Annotated in this window: 18 protein-coding genes; 5 read left to right on the forward strand and 13 right to left on the reverse strand. The window is 42.6% G+C overall.

The window, feature by feature from the left end; all coding sequences use genetic code 11:
- Nucleotides 1-56 precede the first annotated feature (56 nt).
- From ACFSYC_RS13080 to ACFSYC_RS13120, 9 genes are all read right to left on the reverse strand, one after another.
- Nucleotides 57-2,129, reverse strand: coding sequence for a TonB-dependent receptor (locus ACFSYC_RS13080; protein WP_377128294.1), 2,073 nt, complete (start codon nucleotides 2,127-2,129; stop codon nucleotides 57-59).
- An 80-nt stretch (nucleotides 2,130-2,209) separates the two neighbouring features.
- Nucleotides 2,210-3,472 carry a PQQ-dependent sugar dehydrogenase gene (locus ACFSYC_RS13085; RefSeq protein WP_377128297.1) on the reverse strand — a complete coding sequence of 421 codons (1,263 nt, stop codon included), beginning with the start codon at nucleotides 3,470-3,472 and terminating at the stop codon, nucleotides 2,210-2,212.
- 418 nt (nucleotides 3,473-3,890) lie between these two features.
- Complete coding sequence (locus ACFSYC_RS13090) at nucleotides 3,891-4,820, reverse strand: bestrophin family protein (protein ID WP_377128300.1); 930 nt, start codon at nucleotides 4,818-4,820, stop codon at nucleotides 3,891-3,893.
- Nucleotides 4,821-4,837: 17 nt separating this feature from the next.
- Nucleotides 4,838-5,344, reverse strand: a complete 507-nt coding sequence (locus ACFSYC_RS13095) for a hypothetical protein (RefSeq protein ID WP_377128303.1) — start codon at nucleotides 5,342-5,344, stop codon at nucleotides 4,838-4,840.
- Nucleotides 5,345-5,448: 104 nt separating this feature from the next.
- Nucleotides 5,449-6,795 (reverse strand): HAMP domain-containing sensor histidine kinase, encoded by a 1,347-nt coding sequence (locus ACFSYC_RS13100; protein ID WP_377128306.1) that lies wholly within the window; start codon nucleotides 6,793-6,795, stop codon nucleotides 5,449-5,451.
- Nucleotides 6,795-7,475: a response regulator transcription factor gene (locus tag ACFSYC_RS13105; RefSeq protein ID WP_377128309.1), complete on the reverse strand. Its 681-nt coding sequence runs from the start codon at nucleotides 7,473-7,475 to the stop codon at nucleotides 6,795-6,797. Before ACFSYC_RS13105 ends, ACFSYC_RS13100 begins: the two co-directional genes overlap by 1 nt.
- A 232-nt stretch (nucleotides 7,476-7,707) precedes the next feature.
- The gene (locus ACFSYC_RS13110) at nucleotides 7,708-8,511 is read right to left on the reverse strand and encodes an undecaprenyl-diphosphate phosphatase (RefSeq protein WP_377128312.1); all 804 of its coding nucleotides are present in this window, start codon (nucleotides 8,509-8,511) and stop codon (nucleotides 7,708-7,710) included.
- Between the two features lie 17 nt (nucleotides 8,512-8,528).
- The gene (locus tag ACFSYC_RS13115) at nucleotides 8,529-8,783 is read right to left on the reverse strand and encodes a DUF3098 domain-containing protein (RefSeq protein WP_377128315.1); all 255 of its coding nucleotides are present in this window, start codon (nucleotides 8,781-8,783) and stop codon (nucleotides 8,529-8,531) included.
- A 61-nt stretch (nucleotides 8,784-8,844) separates the two neighbouring features.
- Complete coding sequence (locus ACFSYC_RS13120) at nucleotides 8,845-9,723, reverse strand: cell division protein FtsX (protein ID WP_377128318.1); 879 nt, start codon at nucleotides 9,721-9,723, stop codon at nucleotides 8,845-8,847.
- Nucleotides 9,724-9,881: 158 nt separating this feature from the next.
- Between ACFSYC_RS13120 and ACFSYC_RS13125 the strand changes: the two genes are divergently transcribed.
- Nucleotides 9,882-10,553, forward strand: a complete 672-nt coding sequence (locus ACFSYC_RS13125) for a lysine transporter LysE (protein ID WP_377128321.1) — start codon at nucleotides 9,882-9,884, stop codon at nucleotides 10,551-10,553.
- Here ACFSYC_RS13125 and ACFSYC_RS13130 read toward each other — a convergent pair.
- The 3 genes from ACFSYC_RS13130 to truB all read right to left on the reverse strand — a co-directional run bounded on the left by ACFSYC_RS13130 (nucleotide 10,550) and on the right by truB (nucleotide 13,406).
- Entirely contained in the window at nucleotides 10,550-11,605 is a 1,056-nt protein-coding gene (locus tag ACFSYC_RS13130) for a DUF2157 domain-containing protein (protein ID WP_377128324.1), read from the reverse strand. The two genes, ACFSYC_RS13125 and ACFSYC_RS13130, sit on opposite strands and share 4 nt — an antisense overlap.
- Nucleotides 11,606-11,732: 127 nt before the next feature.
- Nucleotides 11,733-12,659, reverse strand: coding sequence for a bifunctional riboflavin kinase/FAD synthetase (locus ACFSYC_RS13135; protein ID WP_377128327.1), 927 nt, complete (start codon nucleotides 12,657-12,659; stop codon nucleotides 11,733-11,735).
- Entirely contained in the window at nucleotides 12,660-13,406 is a 747-nt protein-coding gene (truB, locus tag ACFSYC_RS13140; RefSeq protein WP_377128330.1) for a tRNA pseudouridine(55) synthase TruB, read from the reverse strand. It lies immediately after the preceding gene.
- A gap of 107 nt (nucleotides 13,407-13,513) precedes the next feature.
- Between truB and ftcD the strand changes: the two genes are divergently transcribed.
- The 4 genes from ftcD (at nucleotide 13,514) to ACFSYC_RS13160 (ending at nucleotide 18,060) form a co-directional block, all read left to right on the forward strand.
- Nucleotides 13,514-14,524 carry a glutamate formimidoyltransferase gene (gene ftcD, locus ACFSYC_RS13145; protein WP_377128333.1) on the forward strand — a complete coding sequence of 337 codons (1,011 nt, stop codon included), beginning with the start codon at nucleotides 13,514-13,516 and terminating at the stop codon, nucleotides 14,522-14,524.
- 133 nt (nucleotides 14,525-14,657) lie between these two features.
- On the forward strand, nucleotides 14,658-15,281 hold the full coding sequence (locus ACFSYC_RS13150) for a hypothetical protein (protein ID WP_377128336.1): 624 nt from the start codon (nucleotides 14,658-14,660) through the stop codon (nucleotides 15,279-15,281).
- 240 nt (nucleotides 15,282-15,521) lie between these two features.
- The gene (locus ACFSYC_RS13155) at nucleotides 15,522-17,411 is read left to right on the forward strand and encodes a DNA topoisomerase IV subunit B (RefSeq protein WP_377128339.1); all 1,890 of its coding nucleotides are present in this window, start codon (nucleotides 15,522-15,524) and stop codon (nucleotides 17,409-17,411) included.
- Between the two features lie 163 nt (nucleotides 17,412-17,574).
- The gene (locus ACFSYC_RS13160; protein WP_377128342.1) at nucleotides 17,575-18,060 is read left to right on the forward strand and encodes a cytidine deaminase; all 486 of its coding nucleotides are present in this window, start codon (nucleotides 17,575-17,577) and stop codon (nucleotides 18,058-18,060) included.
- Between the two features lie 60 nt (nucleotides 18,061-18,120).
- Here the strand turns inward: ACFSYC_RS13160 and ACFSYC_RS13165 are convergent, their stop codons facing one another.
- Complete coding sequence (locus ACFSYC_RS13165; RefSeq protein WP_377128345.1) at nucleotides 18,121-18,537, reverse strand: hypothetical protein; 417 nt, start codon at nucleotides 18,535-18,537, stop codon at nucleotides 18,121-18,123.
- Between the last annotated feature and the right edge of the window lie 204 nt (nucleotides 18,538-18,741).

Raw genomic sequence — 18,741 nt, forward strand, 5'->3', positions numbered from 1 at the left:
AATAATTAACACGGCTCGCTTTAAACAGTTTGCTAAACCTTTATTTGGCAGGCTTACTAAAATCTTACGTTAAAGCCTGCATAGTAGTTACGCAGCGGCGAGGGGTTGTAAAAGCGATTTCCTATGGCATCTAAATCAGCACCAAGGTTATAATATTGATTAAGGATATTATCCGCACCGGCAAAAATCTCCAATCGTGACTTACCAAACAGATGCTGCCAGCCAACTTTAGCTTGCCATAATTGGTAGCGTGGCGAGTAAAATGAGTTAGCTTCATTAAGCGGTATACGCGCCGTTGAGTTAAACTGGCTGTATAGATACAGCGATTGCGGAAACTTTACCTGCACGCTGGTTACGCTAACATGGCGTGGTACGCCGGTAAGTTCGTGCCCTCCAAAACCGGCACTGGCCACACTGTACGTGCCAAAGCTAAATTTGCTGATCGTTAATGACTCGCTGATCTGCAAGCCGCGGATAAAGCCTGTATTGCGTGGTTTTATTAACCAACCGGTTGTGTATACCTCAAGTCCGGGTTGTTTAACATCGCCCGCATTAACATAATACTCGGTATTACCAGCTGTTAATCTGCGCACTATGGCGTTGTTTAAGCGGTAATAAAAGGCAGATACGTCTAACATAAAAGTTTCGTCGCTGTTTCGCAGGCGGAAACCTGTTTCATAGTTCCAACCGTATTGGGCGCTCAGGTCTGTATTGATAATGTTATTTGACGGGCGTATTTCGGCAGATGTAGGGGTAGAGTAGCCTTTGCTTGCAGATACACGCCAAACAAAGTTATTGGTTACCTGGTATGACAACGCAAGCCTTGGCATTATCTGCGGTGTAAAGCTGCGAGTGCTAAAATCTGTTTGATTGCGCGGAGCGATATTTTTAAAGTCGTACCCATAAAAATTCAGGCTGGCAGCGGCCTCCACGTGCAAGCGGTTATAAATAGTTTCTTCCCAGCGGGCAAAAATAAAGCTTTGTTGGGCGTTAACCCTGTCAAGGCTTTGTACTGTGTCGCGCACGCCGCCACGGTTACCATAGTTGTTGGCGTCGGTGTTAGTTTTGGCCAACTCCATGCCTACATTGGCTTTCCATTTATAATTCGGTTTTTCCTTACCGGTAAACTCAAAGTAGGTACGCATGCCATAGGTGCGCTCGTAACGTTGCTCGTAATTGGTTATGAACGGATTGGTGAAATTTACATAAGCGCCATATACCGCAAATATGTTGCGAATGTTGGGCGTGATAAACCACTCGTTAACCGCGCCACCATAGGTCATTTTATTGCTGATGCCAATATGTTGCGCAATAGCGCCCGGTACCACAGGCGTTGATGGCCGCGCAGCTCTGGGATCAATGGCTACTTGGGCCAGGGTAAGCCCGCCCGGCGTTTGATATTTCAGATCAGAATAAAAGCCTAATATCTTTAATGAGTTAACACCGCCATAGGTAAACTTATCAACCAACTGAAAGTAGTTGCGGCGCATATCGCTATTAGCGCGATAGCCATGGTAGGTTTGGTATCCCTGATTAATATTAAGCTGATTGTTTTTACTAACGTTTTGCAGGCCTGCATTTTGCTGTACCAAACCGTATGAGCCCGCGGTAAAGCCAGCCGTAACGTAATTAGATTTGTCTAATCGGTTAACCGGGTTAAGCAAAACCACTCCACCCGAGTTAGCGCCAAACAAACTACCGTCCGGGCCTTTCAAAATCTCGATGCCTTGCACGCTGTTAAAATCAATCACATTTAAATAGGTGTTGCCGCCCGCGTCAGTCAGCGGGAGCTCGTCATAATAGATTTTTACATCGCGTATGCCAAAAGGAGATCGCAATAAACTACCCCTTACAGATAACCTGTAGCTGCCCGGCGAGCGCTCTTCCATCCGCACGCCCGGCACAATGTTCATGCCCGACACCAATGAATTGCCCTGCTGCATTTTTAACTGCTCGGGGGTAATTATCGCCACCGATGCAGGCACGCTTAGCATGGGCTGGGTTGACAGGTAACCTTTTACGGTTATAGTATTTAATTTATTGGTATCAGCTTTTGTACCATTGGTTTGGGCATTAGCTGTAAAGCCAAGGCCCATTAATAATAAACTTACAGGTATAATTTTTAACACGGCTTAATTTTTGGTGAGCAAAAATAGCCCCTTTTTTGGGTAAAGGGCTATCATTGATTGTAAGAAATTAGATACGTTAGTTACATAGCGCTTACCCGCCAAATGGTGTTGCTGGCATCGTCTGCAACCAGTAGTGCGCCATCTTTTGCTACCGCGATGCCTACCGGCCGGCCGTGTACTTGTTGTTTAGCAGGGTTAGCGATAAAGCCGGTCAGAAAATCCTGCATAGCCCCGCTAGGACGGCCATTGGTAAACGGTACATAAGTTACTTTGTAGCCCGACAATACCGACCGGTTCCATGAACCATGCTGGCCGATAAATGCGCCACCTTTATATTTCTGCGGAAATTTTGAGCTGTTATAAAATGCCAAACCTAATGACGCAGTATGCGGCCCGACGGCCATATCGGGCACAACGGCTTTCTTTACCAGGTCGGGCCGTTTTGGCTTAGGCCTGTCATCAACATGCTGCCCAAAGTACGAGTATGGCCAGCCATAAAAGCCGCCTTGTTTAATCCCGGTTAAGTAATCAGGCACTAGTTCGTCGCCTAATTCATCACGCTCGTTTACTACGGTCCACAATACTTTAGTAGTTGGTTCAAAGTCAATACCGCAGGGGTTACGTAAGCCACTGGCATAAACGCGTTCGCCGGTACCGTCAGGATTGATCTCTAATATGTTAGCTCGGCGCACCTCATTTTGCGCTCCTTTTTCCATTACGTTAGTGCCCGAACCCACGGCAATGTAAATTTTTGTGCCGGCGGCATTAGCACGCAGGTTACGGGTCCAGTGGTTATTGTACCCACCGGCAGGCAGGCGCACAATCATTTTGCCAGGGCCAGCAACTTTTGTTTGACCTGGCTTGTAAGCAAACCGCCATAAACCGTCGGTATTTGCTACATAAAACCAGTTGCCTAGTATTAGTAATCCAAATGGCTGGTTTAAGCCGCTCAGAAAAACTGTTTTCAGATCAGGCACCCCGTCGCCATTGCTATCGCGCAGCAAAGTAACACGGTTTGCGCTTTTACCCAGGTTTTGCGATTTATCGACACCTGTTATAGCAGCGCCTACTTTTTTGATGCCTTTAACTTCGGTATTAGCCTCGGCAACAAACACATCTCCATTGGCCGCAACATACATATTGCGCGGGTTAGCAAGAGCGGTTGCAAAGCGGCTTACTTTAAAACCTGCCGGAGCTTTGGGCATTTCGTTAACTTTCCAACCTATAACCTCGCAATAATTTTTAACAGATTTGGTAGCATAGGGTGATGGCAACTTTGGCTGCTGCGCAACCGCGCCCCAAGACGCGCTTAACAGGCTTATAAATAACAGTTTAATTTTCATATAGCTATAATAGATGTATTAATAAATCAACCTGACAGTTAAGCATTTGTTTGGCTAAAACTATTCCTGTTGGCGATTGCAAACAAGAAGAGTTCCTGATGGGCAGGTCTTACTAACCAATTATAAACCAATATATGAGAAAGATATGCTTTCAGAAATCAGATAGGCACATTGCCTTAGTTCATCGTGTTGAATAACAGTTTACAATCGCTGTACCGATTTTAAATTGCGTTTAAAAAGATACTTAAGGCTTTTTTACGCGTCGTGTAAGGTACTAAAAGCACGGCCGACTATTGGGTCGGGCCGTGCTTGTACCTTAACTAACTGTCTTAGAATGTGTGTAATGCGTTTCTTGTGTGATACGTTTTGACGAACATTGTCAACACAAGCCTATGGTAAGCGGCAACACCAATTACATTTACAGTACATAAAAAACAGCGGTTTCGGTGATGGTCGCAATTGGTTTAGTTGGTTCATTAGCAGACTCTACACACAATAACTGATTTAAGTTTCGCTCAATAGTTTGGCTTATAGCCGTTGTTGGCGTGTCTGTGGGTTTGTTTTCAAATGGGTCTTGTAAGTGTATGGCCATTTTCTCTATTAAAAAGAAAGAAGACGATATGGCAACTACCAATGGGATCTGAAAAATACCGAAGCTTTCTATCAAAGCAAAAGGCAGTAACATTACAAAAAGCATCACCAAAAGGTGGATATAAAAGCTATATGTAACCGGGAATACCGTGTTTTTAATCCGTTCGCAGGCACCCATCGAGTTAGAGAAACGGGTAAGCATCTCGTCCATGCTAACCTGTTGATACTCATTGATCCAACCCATGTGCAATAGTAAGCGCAAATCATCCGCCTGGCGCTCTATTAAAGCCAGGGGCACGTGTTCTACATCAAGCATCTGCGTAGCTTCTTCGTCAGAGATGTATTTAGTAAGATCCCTGTGCGCATTCTGTCCGCGTAAAAAGCGGCTCAAGCTGTAGCTCCAGGCTATTTGGCGTTTAATGATACGCTCTTTCATTACCCTTTTGTCCTCTCCATCGTAGGTTTTGTCAATAAAGGCAATCACCTGGCGGGCAAATGAGCGAGAATCATTAACAATTGCCCCCCAAAGTGTGCGTGCTTCCCACCATCTGTCATAAGCTTGGTTTGACCTAAAGGCCAGTAGCAGTGATATAATGGTCCCCAAAATACCCAACACAGCAAGCGGTATAGATACGCCCGGGAAATTATAATAAGTATGCGATACGTATACGGCAATTGAGTAGGCTGTTAAAAAGGCCATCTCAACTTTTATCCTTCCAAATACGTAGCTAATCGGTATGTTTTTCTTTAATAGCATGGTATAGTAATTAAGGGTTAAACTACTTCTTCCTCAAGCTCCGGCACTTGTAAGGCAGGTGCATATTCTTCAACAAGCTGTGGGGTGTATTGCACCGGTTTTGTGCTGGCCCAAATAATTTCTTTACCACTACGGTGCATCAGATTATTTGGGTTGATGCTTTTTTCGGTAAGCAATTGGTAATCGTAGTCGTCAAGTTTAACAATGGCATCAATATCCTGCGCATCTAAAAAGTTGCGGAAGGCCGCCATGGTATAACCGTAAAAGAATGTTACGTCAATCTTTTCAATCACATCAGCATGCTGTTGTTTTAAGCGGATGCAGGAATTGTAAAATTCGGAAGATATCAGGCGGTACTCTACCGAGCGGCGCGACAATAGTTCCAGTTCGCCCATGCAGTCGGTAATACCAAGCATGTGAACCATCACGATATTTAATTTTTGTGGGTGCAAAGTTTCAACAAGGCGCGAAACTGCATTCAACGATTCTAATTTAAAGTCGGTGGGGATTAATAAAGTTTTCATAGCCATTCTTGATTATTGTGTTTAACAATTTGTTATGATACAATTGTAGTTCACAATAATTAGCAAGTGCTAAGAGACTAATTAGAATTTAATTAGAATTAAAATTAGGATGGGCCAGATGGCAGGAAGATCTGTATTTCAGTACCTAAATTAACTTCAGACCGTATGCCAATGCTGCCGTTATGCAGCCTGATAATGTTAAGCGCCAGCGGCAGGCCTACGCCATGGCCTTTATACTCGTGCGTGTTTGAAGCGCGGAAGAAAGGCACGAAAATATGCTGTAACTCGTCAGACGGGATACCAATACCCAGATCTGTGATTGCGATAACAAGCTTGCCGTTTTGTGCCGTAAGCTTTACTATCACCAATTTGTTTTGCGAGTATTTACAAGAGTTTATAATGATATTAGTGATTGCCAGATTAAGCAGGTTACTGTTGCCTGCTACATTTAGCAGTAATTCGTCGGCAGGCAGATTAGAGAAATCAACTTCTATATTACTATCCGGATTGATCTTTTTAACAGATTCAATAGCAAACCACAACAGCTCATCCACACGGATCTGCTCCCAGTTTTGCTTTTTACCGTCATAACCAGATTGTGCCATGGTAAGCAAGCCGTTTAATATTTGTATTAGCTTGTTTGTTTCGGTTTGTATGGTGCTAAGCACCTCGTGTTGCCGAGAGCCTGCCTCTGATTTATTAATGGCTAACTCTATTTCGCTGTTAATAATCGTAAGCGGGGTTCGTAACTCGTGCGATGCATTGCTTACAAAGTTATTTTGCGTTTCAAAAGCTGTTTCAAGCCGGTTAAGCATGTTATTAAAGGTGTGCTGCAGTTCGGCTATCTCATCCTTGCCGGTAACGTCTAAGCGCTGGTGCAGGTTGCTTGATGTTATGCTGTTTACCTTATTATTTAATTTACGGATAGGGGCGAAAGTGTTAAAGGAGAAAAATTTACCCACAAAAAAGACAATCACCAGCGCACCCATAAAGCCAAATAGCAATATTTGCTGCAAATCCTCAATTTCCCTATAGCCATAGGGGTTTTTGGCCGATACTACTACAATATATTTATTTTGCCCACGCGATACGATTTTGCCCGAGTAAAACCGATTATCCTGTTTATACTCTGCACGATTATTTGCTACCAGATCTTTGAAGAACTTTTCGGGCAGCCCGGGATTGGTAGTAATATTTGCCGGTGCTTTAATAAACAGTTCCTGCTCGCCGTCTAGCTTTTCTAAAAAGCGGTTACGCATTTCGAGGTAGCCTTTTGTTTTTTCGGGTAGCAGGTTAATGTCGGCGGTGATGTTTACACGGGCGGCAAGGCGTTTAAAGAAATCGCGATAGTTAAAACGGGATTCAAAATATAAAATAAACGCGTTAAGTAGTATCAATATCCCCGTAGACAGGGCCAGAAAGTGCAGCGTTATTTTGGTTTGTATCTTCATTAACTTTCCTTCATCATATATCCCATACCAAATACGGTTTGTATAAAGCGGGTAGGTTGTTTTTTGTCCAGCTTTTTACGCAGGTAATTAATATACACATCTACCACATTGGTGCCCAGGTTAAAGTTAATATCCCACACGTGCTCTAATATCTGTATGCGCGATAATACCTTTTTCTGGTTTTTGATAAAGTATTCTAATAGCCGGTATTCGGTAGAGGTAAGGCTCACCCCTTCGCCGTTCAGTGTAACGGTTTTTGCATCGGCGTTTAATAACAAGCCGTCAATGGTAAATAGTTGTTCGGCCTGCTTGGCGTGGTTGTTACTCCGGCGCAGCAATGTTTTTAACCTGGCCGCCAACTCCAGCATCTGGAACGGCTTTGACAGATAGTCGTCGGCGCCGGCAGCTAAACCGGTAACAATGTTTGCAGTAGTATCCAGCGCGGTAAGCATCAGTATAGGTACTTCCTGGTCCTGTTCGCGTATTTTTCGGCAAACCTGTATCCCATCAAGTTGAGGCAGCATTACATCAAGTATAATAAGATCAAACCGGTAGCCCAAAGCCATTTCAAGCCCGGTTAAACCATTCATAGCTACGCTAACGTCAAAGCCGTGCTCTGCCAGTCCGCGCTTTATCACCGATACTACATTTGGCTCATCTTCTACTAATAATACTGTCATCAACTGCTGATTTGTGAGTTATCCGCTATCTGCTTTAGCCCAAAGAAATAAAATGCTATCAAGATGAAAACCCCAGTGCGTCAAAAAGTTTGTTTGCGGCAACTGTTTTACACAATTACAACTAAAACAGGAAGGTTTCACACGTCGGGGTTAAACTACGTTGCTGAAATTAGAATTTAATAAGAAAGGCCATCAAGATGACGGCCCGTTCAATATGTTTTCAATTTGATGTCTAAACGGCTTGCAAATAGTTGGTGGTGTAGTATAACACAATGATGATTAAACCGGCCACAATACGGTAATAGCCAAATAATCTAAATCCTTTTTGCTCCAGGAAAGTGATAAACGATTTGATAGCTAACAAAGCGACTATAAACGCTATAACACTACCGGTAAGCAGGTAGGTAATGTCTTGCTGCAATTCGGCAGCGGGGATGTTATTATGCTTGTAAAAATCGTAAAGGTCTTTCACCGTAGCGCCAAACATGGTTGGTACTGCTAAAAAGAAAGAAAACTCGGCAGCAGCTTTGCGACTTAACTTTTGAGTCATACCGCCTATAATAGAGGCTCCCGAACGTGATACCCCAGGTATCATAGCCAGGCATTGAAAAAGACCGATTTTAAAGGCAGTAAGTTTAGAAATATCTTCTTCTTCGGTAATGGTTGGTTTTTTAAACCAGTCGTCAACAAACAGTAGTACAATACCACCCAGTACAAAAGCCACGGCTACAATAAGCGGGCTTTCTAGTAAAAGGTCTATCTTCTTTTTTAATAATAAGCCAAATACCACGGCGGGTATAACGCCTATCACCAACTTTATGTAAAAGTCTATCGACTTAAAAAAACGTTTGAAATACAGCGCCACAACAGCCATAATAGCGCCTAGCTGAATTACAATTTCAAAGAGCTTTACAAAATCATTAGTGCCTATGCCCATAATGGCACTGGCTACAACCATATGGCCTGTTGATGAGATTGGTAAAAACTCGGTTAGCCCTTCAATAATAGCAAGGACGATGACGTGAATAATATTCATTGTGGTAATGAGATTGACTACTTAGCGTCAGGTGATTTTTTCAGGATAGCATAAAAGCCCAGGCCAAAGCCAGCTAACACAACAATTGGTGCAATAACAATTTTGGTAGTGCTATAAATATCTGTAGTGCCGGCCATTAGTACAAAGCCTAATGCAACAACAGCTATAGCTATTATAAACCAGATATAGTTGCCCTTGTCGAATATGAATTTTACCGGTGCCGCATCTGGTGCCGTTTTTCTTGCTGCTGATGTTGTAGTGGTCTTTGCCATCTGTATTTAATGAGTGATTACGTGAATAGTAAGTGAATGCTTTTAGTTTTCACCTTTTTGCTTACCTGTATAAATCGTATATTTTTAAACGTAGAAACTTGTTAACGGCCAAAAAGGTACTAAAGGCCGATATGAAAATGCCCAGGCCTATTACCGCTAAAAATACCACACCAAACTCCATATTGTTTTGCAAAATGATCAAATCAGGGATCTGTAAGTTAGCCAGGTAAAGCGTGCCTATTAATATGATGGTAGCTATAAGCCCGCCCAGTAAACCATGCCATATACCGTACAGTAAAAACGGTTTGCGGATAAAGCCTTTTGTTGCACCCACCAACTGCATTGATTTAATTAAAAAGCGTTGCGAGTAAATTGCCAGCCTGATGGTGTTATTGATCAAAGCTACCGATACTACCACAAATATGCCGGTAAAGGCCAGTATGATTAGGGTTATTGAAGTCAGGTTAGCGTTCATTTGATCAACCAGCGACTGTTGGTACTTAACCTCTTTTACCAGCGGGTTTTTTAGTAGCTGATCTTTAAACTTGGTGATCTCTGCATTGTTGGCAAAGTCAGCATTCAAGTAAACATCTATTGATTGCGATAGCGGGTTATAGCCCAAAAACTTTACAAAGTCTTCGCCAAGGTCTTTTTGCAGGTTACGTGCAGCCAGCTCTTTACTAACATAAACTGCTTGTTTAACAGCCGGATTGTTTTCTAACTGCGTTTGCAGCTGGCGTACGTCGGTTTCGTGCGCGGCATCGTCAACAAAAATATTAAGTACGATGTTTTCTTTTACGTACCGCGACAGGTTATTGGCGTGTACTAATATCAAGCCCAATAAGCCAACCATAAGCAATACCATAGCAATACCAAATACTGTAGATATATAAATGGTCTTAGTTTTATTTGCCGATTCGCTTACTTCAAATTCTTCCATAGCTTACTGTTAGTTTTTGCGAAATTAAGAAACACAGCCTAAAGGTAAAAGTTTATATTTCATTAATTAGCTTTTGGTTGCAGTTTAACATTATTTAACGGGGATAATGATTTGTATTTGATTTAACATTAAAATAACCGGTAGGGCATATTAGCATAGTGACTTGTCTGTATATATTTGGCGTGATGATATTTTTGACATTCTTTTTGGGCCTTACTGCTAATTTTATAGGTTATATCCCGCCCGGCAACATCAATTTAACACTGGTGCGCATAACTGTAAACCGCGGCATGCAACATGCTATGCAGTTTATCATTGCATTTTCTGTCATAGAGTTTTTCTTTACCTTTTTTATTATGCATGCGGCCAAATGGCTGGCATCGCAAGTGCATTTAGATGTTGTTATTGATTGGGTAATGTTTGCCCTGTTTGCTGTTTTAGCAGTAATTACCTGGCTTGCCCGTACCAAACCATCTAAAACAAGGTACAGCGAACATGCCAGTATTAAATACGGCGTCATACTAGGCATAGTTAACCCCATGCAGGTACCGTTTTGGATGATTTTTGGTACCTACTTGATAACGCACGAATGGATTGTAGTTGGCACCATCGCGCTAATTATCTTTAGCCTTGGATCAGCCGCCGGATCGTTTTTGTGCCTGTTTTTGTACGCCAGGTTTGCGCGGTATATTCAAAGTAAATTTGCGCTAAGCAACCGCATTTTTAATACAGCCATAGCTATTTTATTCTTCGGCTTAGCCGGATATCATTTAGTAAAGAGGGTGTTTTTGGCGGTGCAGCCGGGGGTGGAAGTTGCCCTGAAAACTTAGGCGCTGGTAGTTTCCTTGCTCTTCAAATTCCAAATCTTCTCCGCTTTTCTTCCAATCAGCCAAAACGAACCGGCCAGTATAGCGAAGAAAAGCGTTTTGTTGGTATGGTCCCAAAAGTATTCGAAGTATTTGGTGTAAATGAAAATGATGAGAAAGGTGATGCCAAATTCGCGAGATATATCGTCCTTCGTTTTTAGGCCGTACAGCAAAAAACCGATAGCAAAGGCTATGGCTATAATGCCCCAGTAAAACAGGGTGATCTGTTTGATGTGGTACCAATGATCTAAGTTACCCAAATTGCCAAAAATACTAAGCATCCACAACGAAAGAAACAAGTAGATCAAACCCACGACATACGTTTGTTCGGAGAAGTAAGTAAACCATTTTTTGTTACGTAACACCGCGCAGGCTGATACCAGCACCAGGCCGAACACCACAAAACGCAGCGGATAGTTCATCCCCAAAAAGTAATCGGTCCATTGGGTTTGAAAACCGGTTTCGGTACCAAACCAGCTACCCAACGATATTAAGGCGAATAGCCAGATAAGGCGCGATTGCATGCGCCAGCCTAAAAAGCCATAAACAAAAATAGAGAGGAGAAACAGCAAAGAATAATGGCCTGATCCGCGATCTAGAGCCTTGCCTAAATAAGCAATGCAGCAAGCGGTGAATAGTATCCCTGTAAATATTATAGCCTCGTTACTGAAAATCTTTTCCGGATGCAGCCGCTCTAACCGGCGGCCCCAATAAAAAAGGCCGGCTGCTGCTATGGCCGAGCCAATACTGATGATGATATCCGGAGTATAATACAGATTTTTAAGCCAGTTGATTACCACATCATTCACTATCAAAAAGGTAAATGATACAGCCCCGCATATGAGCGCTATCCAAAACGAGTATTTGGCCAGCCGCATCCAATCAAAGCCCTTAACTTCATAACTGTTGCGTAAAGCGTTGGCTTTTTCATCGCTCAATAAACCGGTTTTCTCCCAATGGGCAATGGTTTGATTAAGGAATTCGCTTTCGGCTTTGTCTATGTTGAGTTTAGTCATTGGTCATCGTGTAGTTAGTCACCAGGTAGCCTTGTGACTAATTATAAATATAACAAACCAGTATATTAAAGTTTTAAAATCTGGCTGATTTTATTGCCATAGCGATGGGTTTAAAAACCATCGCTACTTAGGCCAGACGTTTTAAAACTTCTTCTTTATCGCGGGCAATCTGTGCCTTCAATTCGTCGAGCCCGTTAAGCTTCATGTCGCCTCGGATAAAATTTAAAAACTCCATACGGATAGTGTCGCCATAAATCTCTTTGTCGAAATCAAATAAATTGACTTCGATGTTGCGCGTCATACCGTTAATGGTTGGGCGGCTGCCTATGTAGGCCATGCCTTTATATTCGATGTTATCGTGTTGAACCTTTACAGCAAAAATGCCATCGCCGGGTATTAGCTTATATCTTTCTTCGACGTGAATATTGGCGGTAGGATAACCTATCTGGCGGCCTATCTGATCGCCACGTATAACCTTGCCAGTAAGGAAAAAAGGATAGCCCAAAAATTGGTTGGCAAGCTCAATGTTAGCAGCCAGTAAAGCTTCGCGGATACGGGTGGAGCTTACGGCAACTTCGTTAATGTCTTGCTCTGGTATCTCTATCACATCAAAACCATATACCGGCGACAGTTGCAGCAGGTCCTTTAAACCACCACGACGATCTTTGCCAAAACGGTGGTCATAACCTATCACAATTTTTTTAGTGCCTATTTTGCTCACCAATACGTCGCGTATATAATCTTCGGGACTTTGATTGGAAAAATCGCGTGAGAAAGGAGTAATAATCAGATGATCTACATCCAGTTGTGCTAAAAGATCGGCTTTTTCATTGATGGTGTTGATCAGTTTAATGCTGTCATCCTCCGGGTGCAATATCATCCGCGGATGCGGAAAAAAAGTAAGGATAACCGTTTCGCCACCACAGGCGTCTGCCAATTCTTTTATGCGTGATATGATTTTCCGGTGCCCGTGGTGTACGCCATCAAAAGTGCCGATGGTTACCACAGCATTTTTAACCGGCTTAAAGTCATCTATATGATGATAGGTTTTCATTTAGCTAATTTCACTAATTTTTGATTCCACCGATGGCTTGTCCGCTTTTTGTTCCCTGATGAAATCTACCAGTTCCAGCACTTCCCAAGCATCTGCTAACTTAAAGTTACCGCTGCGGGTACGTGTTAATTTTGACAGGTAAGCGCCGTTATTTAAGGCTTTTCCAAAGTCGTTTACTAATGATCTGATATAAGTGCCCTTACTGCAAACTACCCTAAATTCAACTTCGGGCAGCTCAATGCGGGTAATTTCAAAGGTGCTGATAGTTACACTGCGCAGGCGCAGCTCAACTTCTTCGCCACGACGGGCCTTTTCGTATAAACGTTCGCCATCAATTTTTATAGCCGAGTGCGCCGGCGGATACTGCTGTATGTCGCCGGTAAACTGTGCACAGGCGTTGCGTACCTGGTCGTCAGTAAGGCTGCCGGTGTCAAAAGTTTGATCGGCCTCGGTTTCCATATCGTAAGATGGGGTAGTTGCACCCAAAACCATTGTGCCGGTATACTCTTTTTCTTCGGCCTGAAAAGTATCAATCTGCTTGGTCATTTTACCGGTGCAGATAATGAGTAGGCCGGTGGCTAACGGGTCAAGTGTGCCTGCATGTCCAACCTTAAGTTTCAGGGGTTTAAAAGAGTTACGCAGCTTGCCTACCACATCAAAGCTTGTCCACTTGTAGGGTTTGTTTACCAGCAGCAACTCGCCCGCGGCAAAATCAAAATCTTTGTTTTTTTGTAACGTGATATCCAATGTATGCGTATTAACCGCTGTAAAGGTAATATTTAATTTTTTGTGCTGTGTAAACGCTGCCCGCTCTTAGCGGTTTTATAAATAATATTTAAATTGCGGTCCCAATTATGACGAACCAAATAATAGAGTGCGTACCCAATTTTAGCGAGGGTGTAGACCGCGAGATCATCAGCAGGATTACTGACGAGATAGCGTTGGTAGATGGCGTTAAACTATTGAATGTAGACCCCGGAAAAGACGCAAACCGTACGGTAGTAACCTTTGCCGGCGAACCAGCAGCCGTTATAGAAGCTGCCTTTAGCGCTATCAAAATGGCCGGAGAGCTGATAGATATGCAAACGCAAAAAGGCACGCATCCCCGTATGGGCGCTACTGACGTTTGCCCATTAATTCCGGTAAGCAACATTACTTTAGATGAAACCGGCGAATACGCACTTCAACTGGCGCGCAAGGTGGGCCAGGAGTTGCAGATCCCGGTTTACTTATACGAGCATTCGCAAACAAACGCTAAACGGAACAATTTGGCGGCTATAAGAGCAGGCGAATACGAAGGGTTTTTCAAAAAAATAAAGCTGCCTGCATGGCAGCCTGATTTTGGCCCGGCGGAAATGGATGCCAAACGAGGCGCCACCGTAATAGGCGCGCGCGACTTTTTAATAGCCTACAATATCAATTTAAATACCTCATCAGTAACCGTTGCCAATGAGATTGCCCAACAGGTTAGGGAGACGGGAAAAATAATTATTGGAGAAAATGGAAAAGAACGTATCCCTGGCGCATTAAAATACGTAAAAGCCATTGGCTGGTATATGGAGGAGTATAAAAAGGCCCAGGTATCTATGAATTTAACCAATATTGCTGTGACGCCTATACACCAGGTGTTTGATGAAGTACAGGCTAAAGCCGACGCGCTTGGCGTTAAAGTAACCGGCAGCGAGTTAATAGGTATGATACCTTTAAAAGCCATGAAAGATGCGGGGCAATATTTTTTACAAAAGCAGGGCATAACTTATATTACCAGCGAAGAGAAATTGATTGCTGCCGCCATTGAGGCAATGGGTTTAAATGAGTTGGCGCCCTTTAACCCCCGGCAGCGTATTATTGAATACCTGATCTAATTGTTAGTTTCCAAACTGAACAGGATTTTAAACGGGAGTATTTATATTCAATTTAAGAATTATATTTATAAATAATTAAAGTTTGTAACACAATTTAAGCCTAAAACAAGCGTTTTTTTGAGCGTTATTGCAAATGAATATCACTAAACGAATACCCCTACTAGTAGGATTTTTATTGTTGCTGTTGGCAGTAGTGCCAGTTATGGCGCAAGGTGTTGCTGCGCCCGCTGAAAGTGAAAAGGCTAAAAAAGCTTTTAACGAACTATTGGCAGAAACTGGTATGACGTTTGTTTTTCCTGAAGGATTCAAAGAGGTTAAAGTACCAAGTACCGACGCGTTGCCATTTTGCTACGGAATGGGGCTACCTGGCCAGGAGTTTGAAATCTGGCTGCGCCTATCAACTCAAAAAGAAGGCGAAAAGCTTTTGGCCGATAAAAATATTCACGTATCATCTCCCGATTCGTTATATGCACATTTGGCGCAGGACCAAATCCCCGCATTTACCTCTGAAAAGGGATTTTTAAGGCGGAGATTACCGGATTACATATTACGCAGATATAATGCCGACGCAGGTAGCACTTACCTGTTAAATATCGACGATAGCAGACTTACCAAGCATTACAAATACGCCCTGTTAACCGTTTTGCAAAAAAATCAGGCAGGTGTAGTAATGGCTGTTTGTTTTACCAACGAGAAAGGCCCTGAGTTTTTTAAAACCATGGGCATGGCGGCCAGCTGTATGAAATTTAAAGATTAGTATGTGTTAATGATTGGTAGTTAAAGACTAACGCTCATTAAATGGATATCAGACTTTGTCGCTTTTTTATTGCATCTTTCTACTCACCAGTCACTGACTAACCTTTAATCTTCAATCACTAATCTTTAAAAGCATTATGTGGATAAGTTGAGATTTTTTCACTCGCATTTGCGCCGCTAAACTTTATTTTTGCAATAGGCGCCATTTTCTGCGCCCCGGCTAGTAAATACGTGTACAATTATGGCAGAACCAGTAAATTACAGTGAAGACAGTATCCGATCGCTTGATTGGAAAGAGCACATCCGTCTTCGCCCCGGTATGTATATTGGTAAGTTAGGTGACGGATCTGCCTATGACGATGGGATATATGTATTACTGAAAGAGATAGTAGACAACTCGATAGATGAGTTTGTAATGGGTTCGGGCCGCAGCATTGATATCAATATCAGCGATCATAAGGTTGCCGTACGCGATTATGGGCGCGGTATCCCTTTGGGTAAGGTGATTGATTGCGTCTCAAAGATTAACACTGGTGGTAAGTACGACAGCAAGGCATTTCAAAAATCGGTAGGCTTAAATGGTGTGGGTACCAAGGCGGTTAACGCTTTGTCAGCTTCATTCACTGTACAATCATACCGAGATAACCGTACTAAGATAGCGGAGTTTGCCAAAGGGGAACTAGTGCGCGATGAGCCCGAAAAAGAAACCTCGCAACGCAATGGTACAGCCATTAACTTCTTCCCCGACGAAGATATCTTTCGTCACTACAGGTTTATCCCAGAGTTTGTAGAGAGCATGGTCTGGAATTATGTTTACTTAAACTCTGGCCTGACGGTTAATTTCAATAATCAAAAGTATTTTTCAGAGCGCGGATTGTATGATCTTTTAACAAAAAAGACCAACAATTCAGAAACACTACGTTATCCAATTATCCACTTAAAGGGCGAAGATATTGAGATAGCTATGACGCATGGCCAGCAATATGGCGAAGAGTATTACTCTTTTGTTAACGGCCAAAACACGACACAGGGCGGCACGCACCAGGCAGCTTTTCGCGAGGCTATAGTGTCCACCATTCGTGATTTTTATAAAAAGACTTTTGAACCTGCAGATATCCGTGCCTCAATAGTTTCAGCTATCGCGATAAAGGTGCAAGAGCCGGTTTTTGAGTCGCAAACCAAAACCAAATTAGGCTCGCAAAACGTTGGTCCCGAGGGCCCATCAGTACGTACTTTTATCGGTGATTTTGTAAAGCGGGAACTTGACAATTATTTGCACAAAAACCCTGCTACTGCGGATGCGTTGCTAAAACGTATTTTGCAGTCTGAACGCGAGCGTAAAGATATTGCCGGCATTAAAAAACTGGCTAACGATCGTGCCAAAAAAGCATCGCTACATAACCGTAAACTGCGCGATTGTAAACTGCATTTTGAAGATACCCACGAGCGTAAACAAGATACTACGTTATTCATCACAGAGGGCGACTCGGCTAGCGGGTCTATCACCAAATCTCGCGATGTGATGACGCAGGCGGTATTTAGCTTAAAAGGTAAACCCTTAAATTGCTATGGCCTCACCAAGAAAGTTGTATATGAGAACGAAGAGTTTAACCTGCTACAACATGCCCTTAATATTGAAGACGGCATTGATGGCTTACGCTACAACAACATAGTTATAGCTACGGATGCTGATGTTGACGGTATGCACATCCGTTTGCTGTTAATGACTTTCTTTTTGCAGTTTTTCCCTGACGTGGTAAAAGCCGGACACGTGTTTATATTACAAACACCGCTGTTTCGCGTACGTAATAAAAAGGAGACTATCTATTGCTATAGCGACGAAGAACGTCGTAACGCGATTGCAAAATTAGGTTCAAAGCCAGAGATAACCCGTTTTAAAGGTTTGGGCGAGATCTCGCCTGACGAATTTGGCCTGTTTATTGGCAAAGACATACGCCTTGACCCCGTGATTTTGAAAGATGCCAATATTAAAGGGCTGCTTGAATATTTTATGGGCAAAAATACACCTGCCAGGCAGCAACACATTATTGGCAATCTGCGGGTAGAGAAGGATGACGAAAGCGTTAACCCTATAATTGTAGCGGACGAAGCGTTGGGGGTAGCGGTATAAATTTAAAACGAATTTATTAAATTCGAAAGGAGCTGGTTTGGACCGGCCGCCTGATTTTTTAAAATGGAACGCACTTATAATATTCCCTTGTTCTAAAAGACAGGGGATTTCTTTTATATAAACTTTACGCAGCTATTTATGTTGAGTGAAGACAATTAGGACGATGACAAACCACGAAATCAAAATATCATTCCAGGAATACACTTCGGTACAAGAACTCGAGTCCGCTGATCGTCAACTTTGTGCGGAGGCTGTAAAGGCGATGGATAATTCGCATTCGCCTTATTCAAAATTTAGGGTGGGCGCCGCATTGCTATTAAAAAGCGGTAAGGTGATTTATGGCAGTAACCAAGAAAATGTGGCTTATCCCTCAGGACTTTGTGCCGAGCGGGTGGCGTTGTTTCATTGGGGAGCCAATCATCCTGATGATCCAATTGTCAGCATGGCTGTTACTGCTCATACCGATGAATTCGAACTAAAGAAACCTATTACCTCATGTGGCTCGTGCCTGCAGGTACTAGCCGAATGCGAAAAAATGCAACGTGAGCCGGTAAAAGTGATCTTGTTTGTCGCCAACGGTCCGGTTTGGGTAACTAACGGAATAGAAAGCTTTTTGCCATTCCTGTTTTTTGAAGACAGGTTATCCTAAAAACTAAAAAGGCTCCTGGTAAACCCGGAGCCTCTTAACTATAAACAAAACTAAACTAAATTATGCCAGCGTTTCAATCTTGGTGATCGTTGCGTCCTTGTTATTTGAAATCGTGATCAGGTTAGTGCGGGTATAACCTTCAAATTTCATAGTTACTTTTACTACCGTTCCATTAAAGCCTTCCTCCATAATGGTAGTGTTAACTTCGCAAGCTTGTTTAACGTTAGCATTTGCTTTTAACGACTCGAGGATTTGCTTTTTATTTAAATTAAACTCCTTTTCGCCGCGATGTAAAGTGTGTTTAACGTCCCTGTGAAGTATGTTTTCCACGCCGTCAATTTTGCCTTGCGTTAAAGCGGCTACATACATATTTATTACTTCCTCTTTTGATAATGATGCTGCAGATTTTGCTGCGAAAGTGGCTGTGCTTACTACTAGCAGTGCTAAGCCTAAGAATATTGTTTTTAAAGTTTTCATACTATTGGGTATTTAAGGTTGTTGTTTTTTTTAATACATCTATAAGACACCGGCAGTTATCCAAACGTTACAAACAAAAAATAAATAATTTTACATTTAACTAAAATTGTAACTATTCAGGTTAAAATTGGTTAAAACAATTAAAAACAGGGTTATCAACAAATTTGGCTTAGGATTTCGAAAATTAAGAGGTTGTCCACAAAG

Origin of the sequence: Mucilaginibacter antarcticus (assembly GCF_042686155.1) — a bacterium.
GTDB classification, from domain to species: domain Bacteria; phylum Bacteroidota; class Bacteroidia; order Sphingobacteriales; family Sphingobacteriaceae; genus Mucilaginibacter; species Mucilaginibacter antarcticus.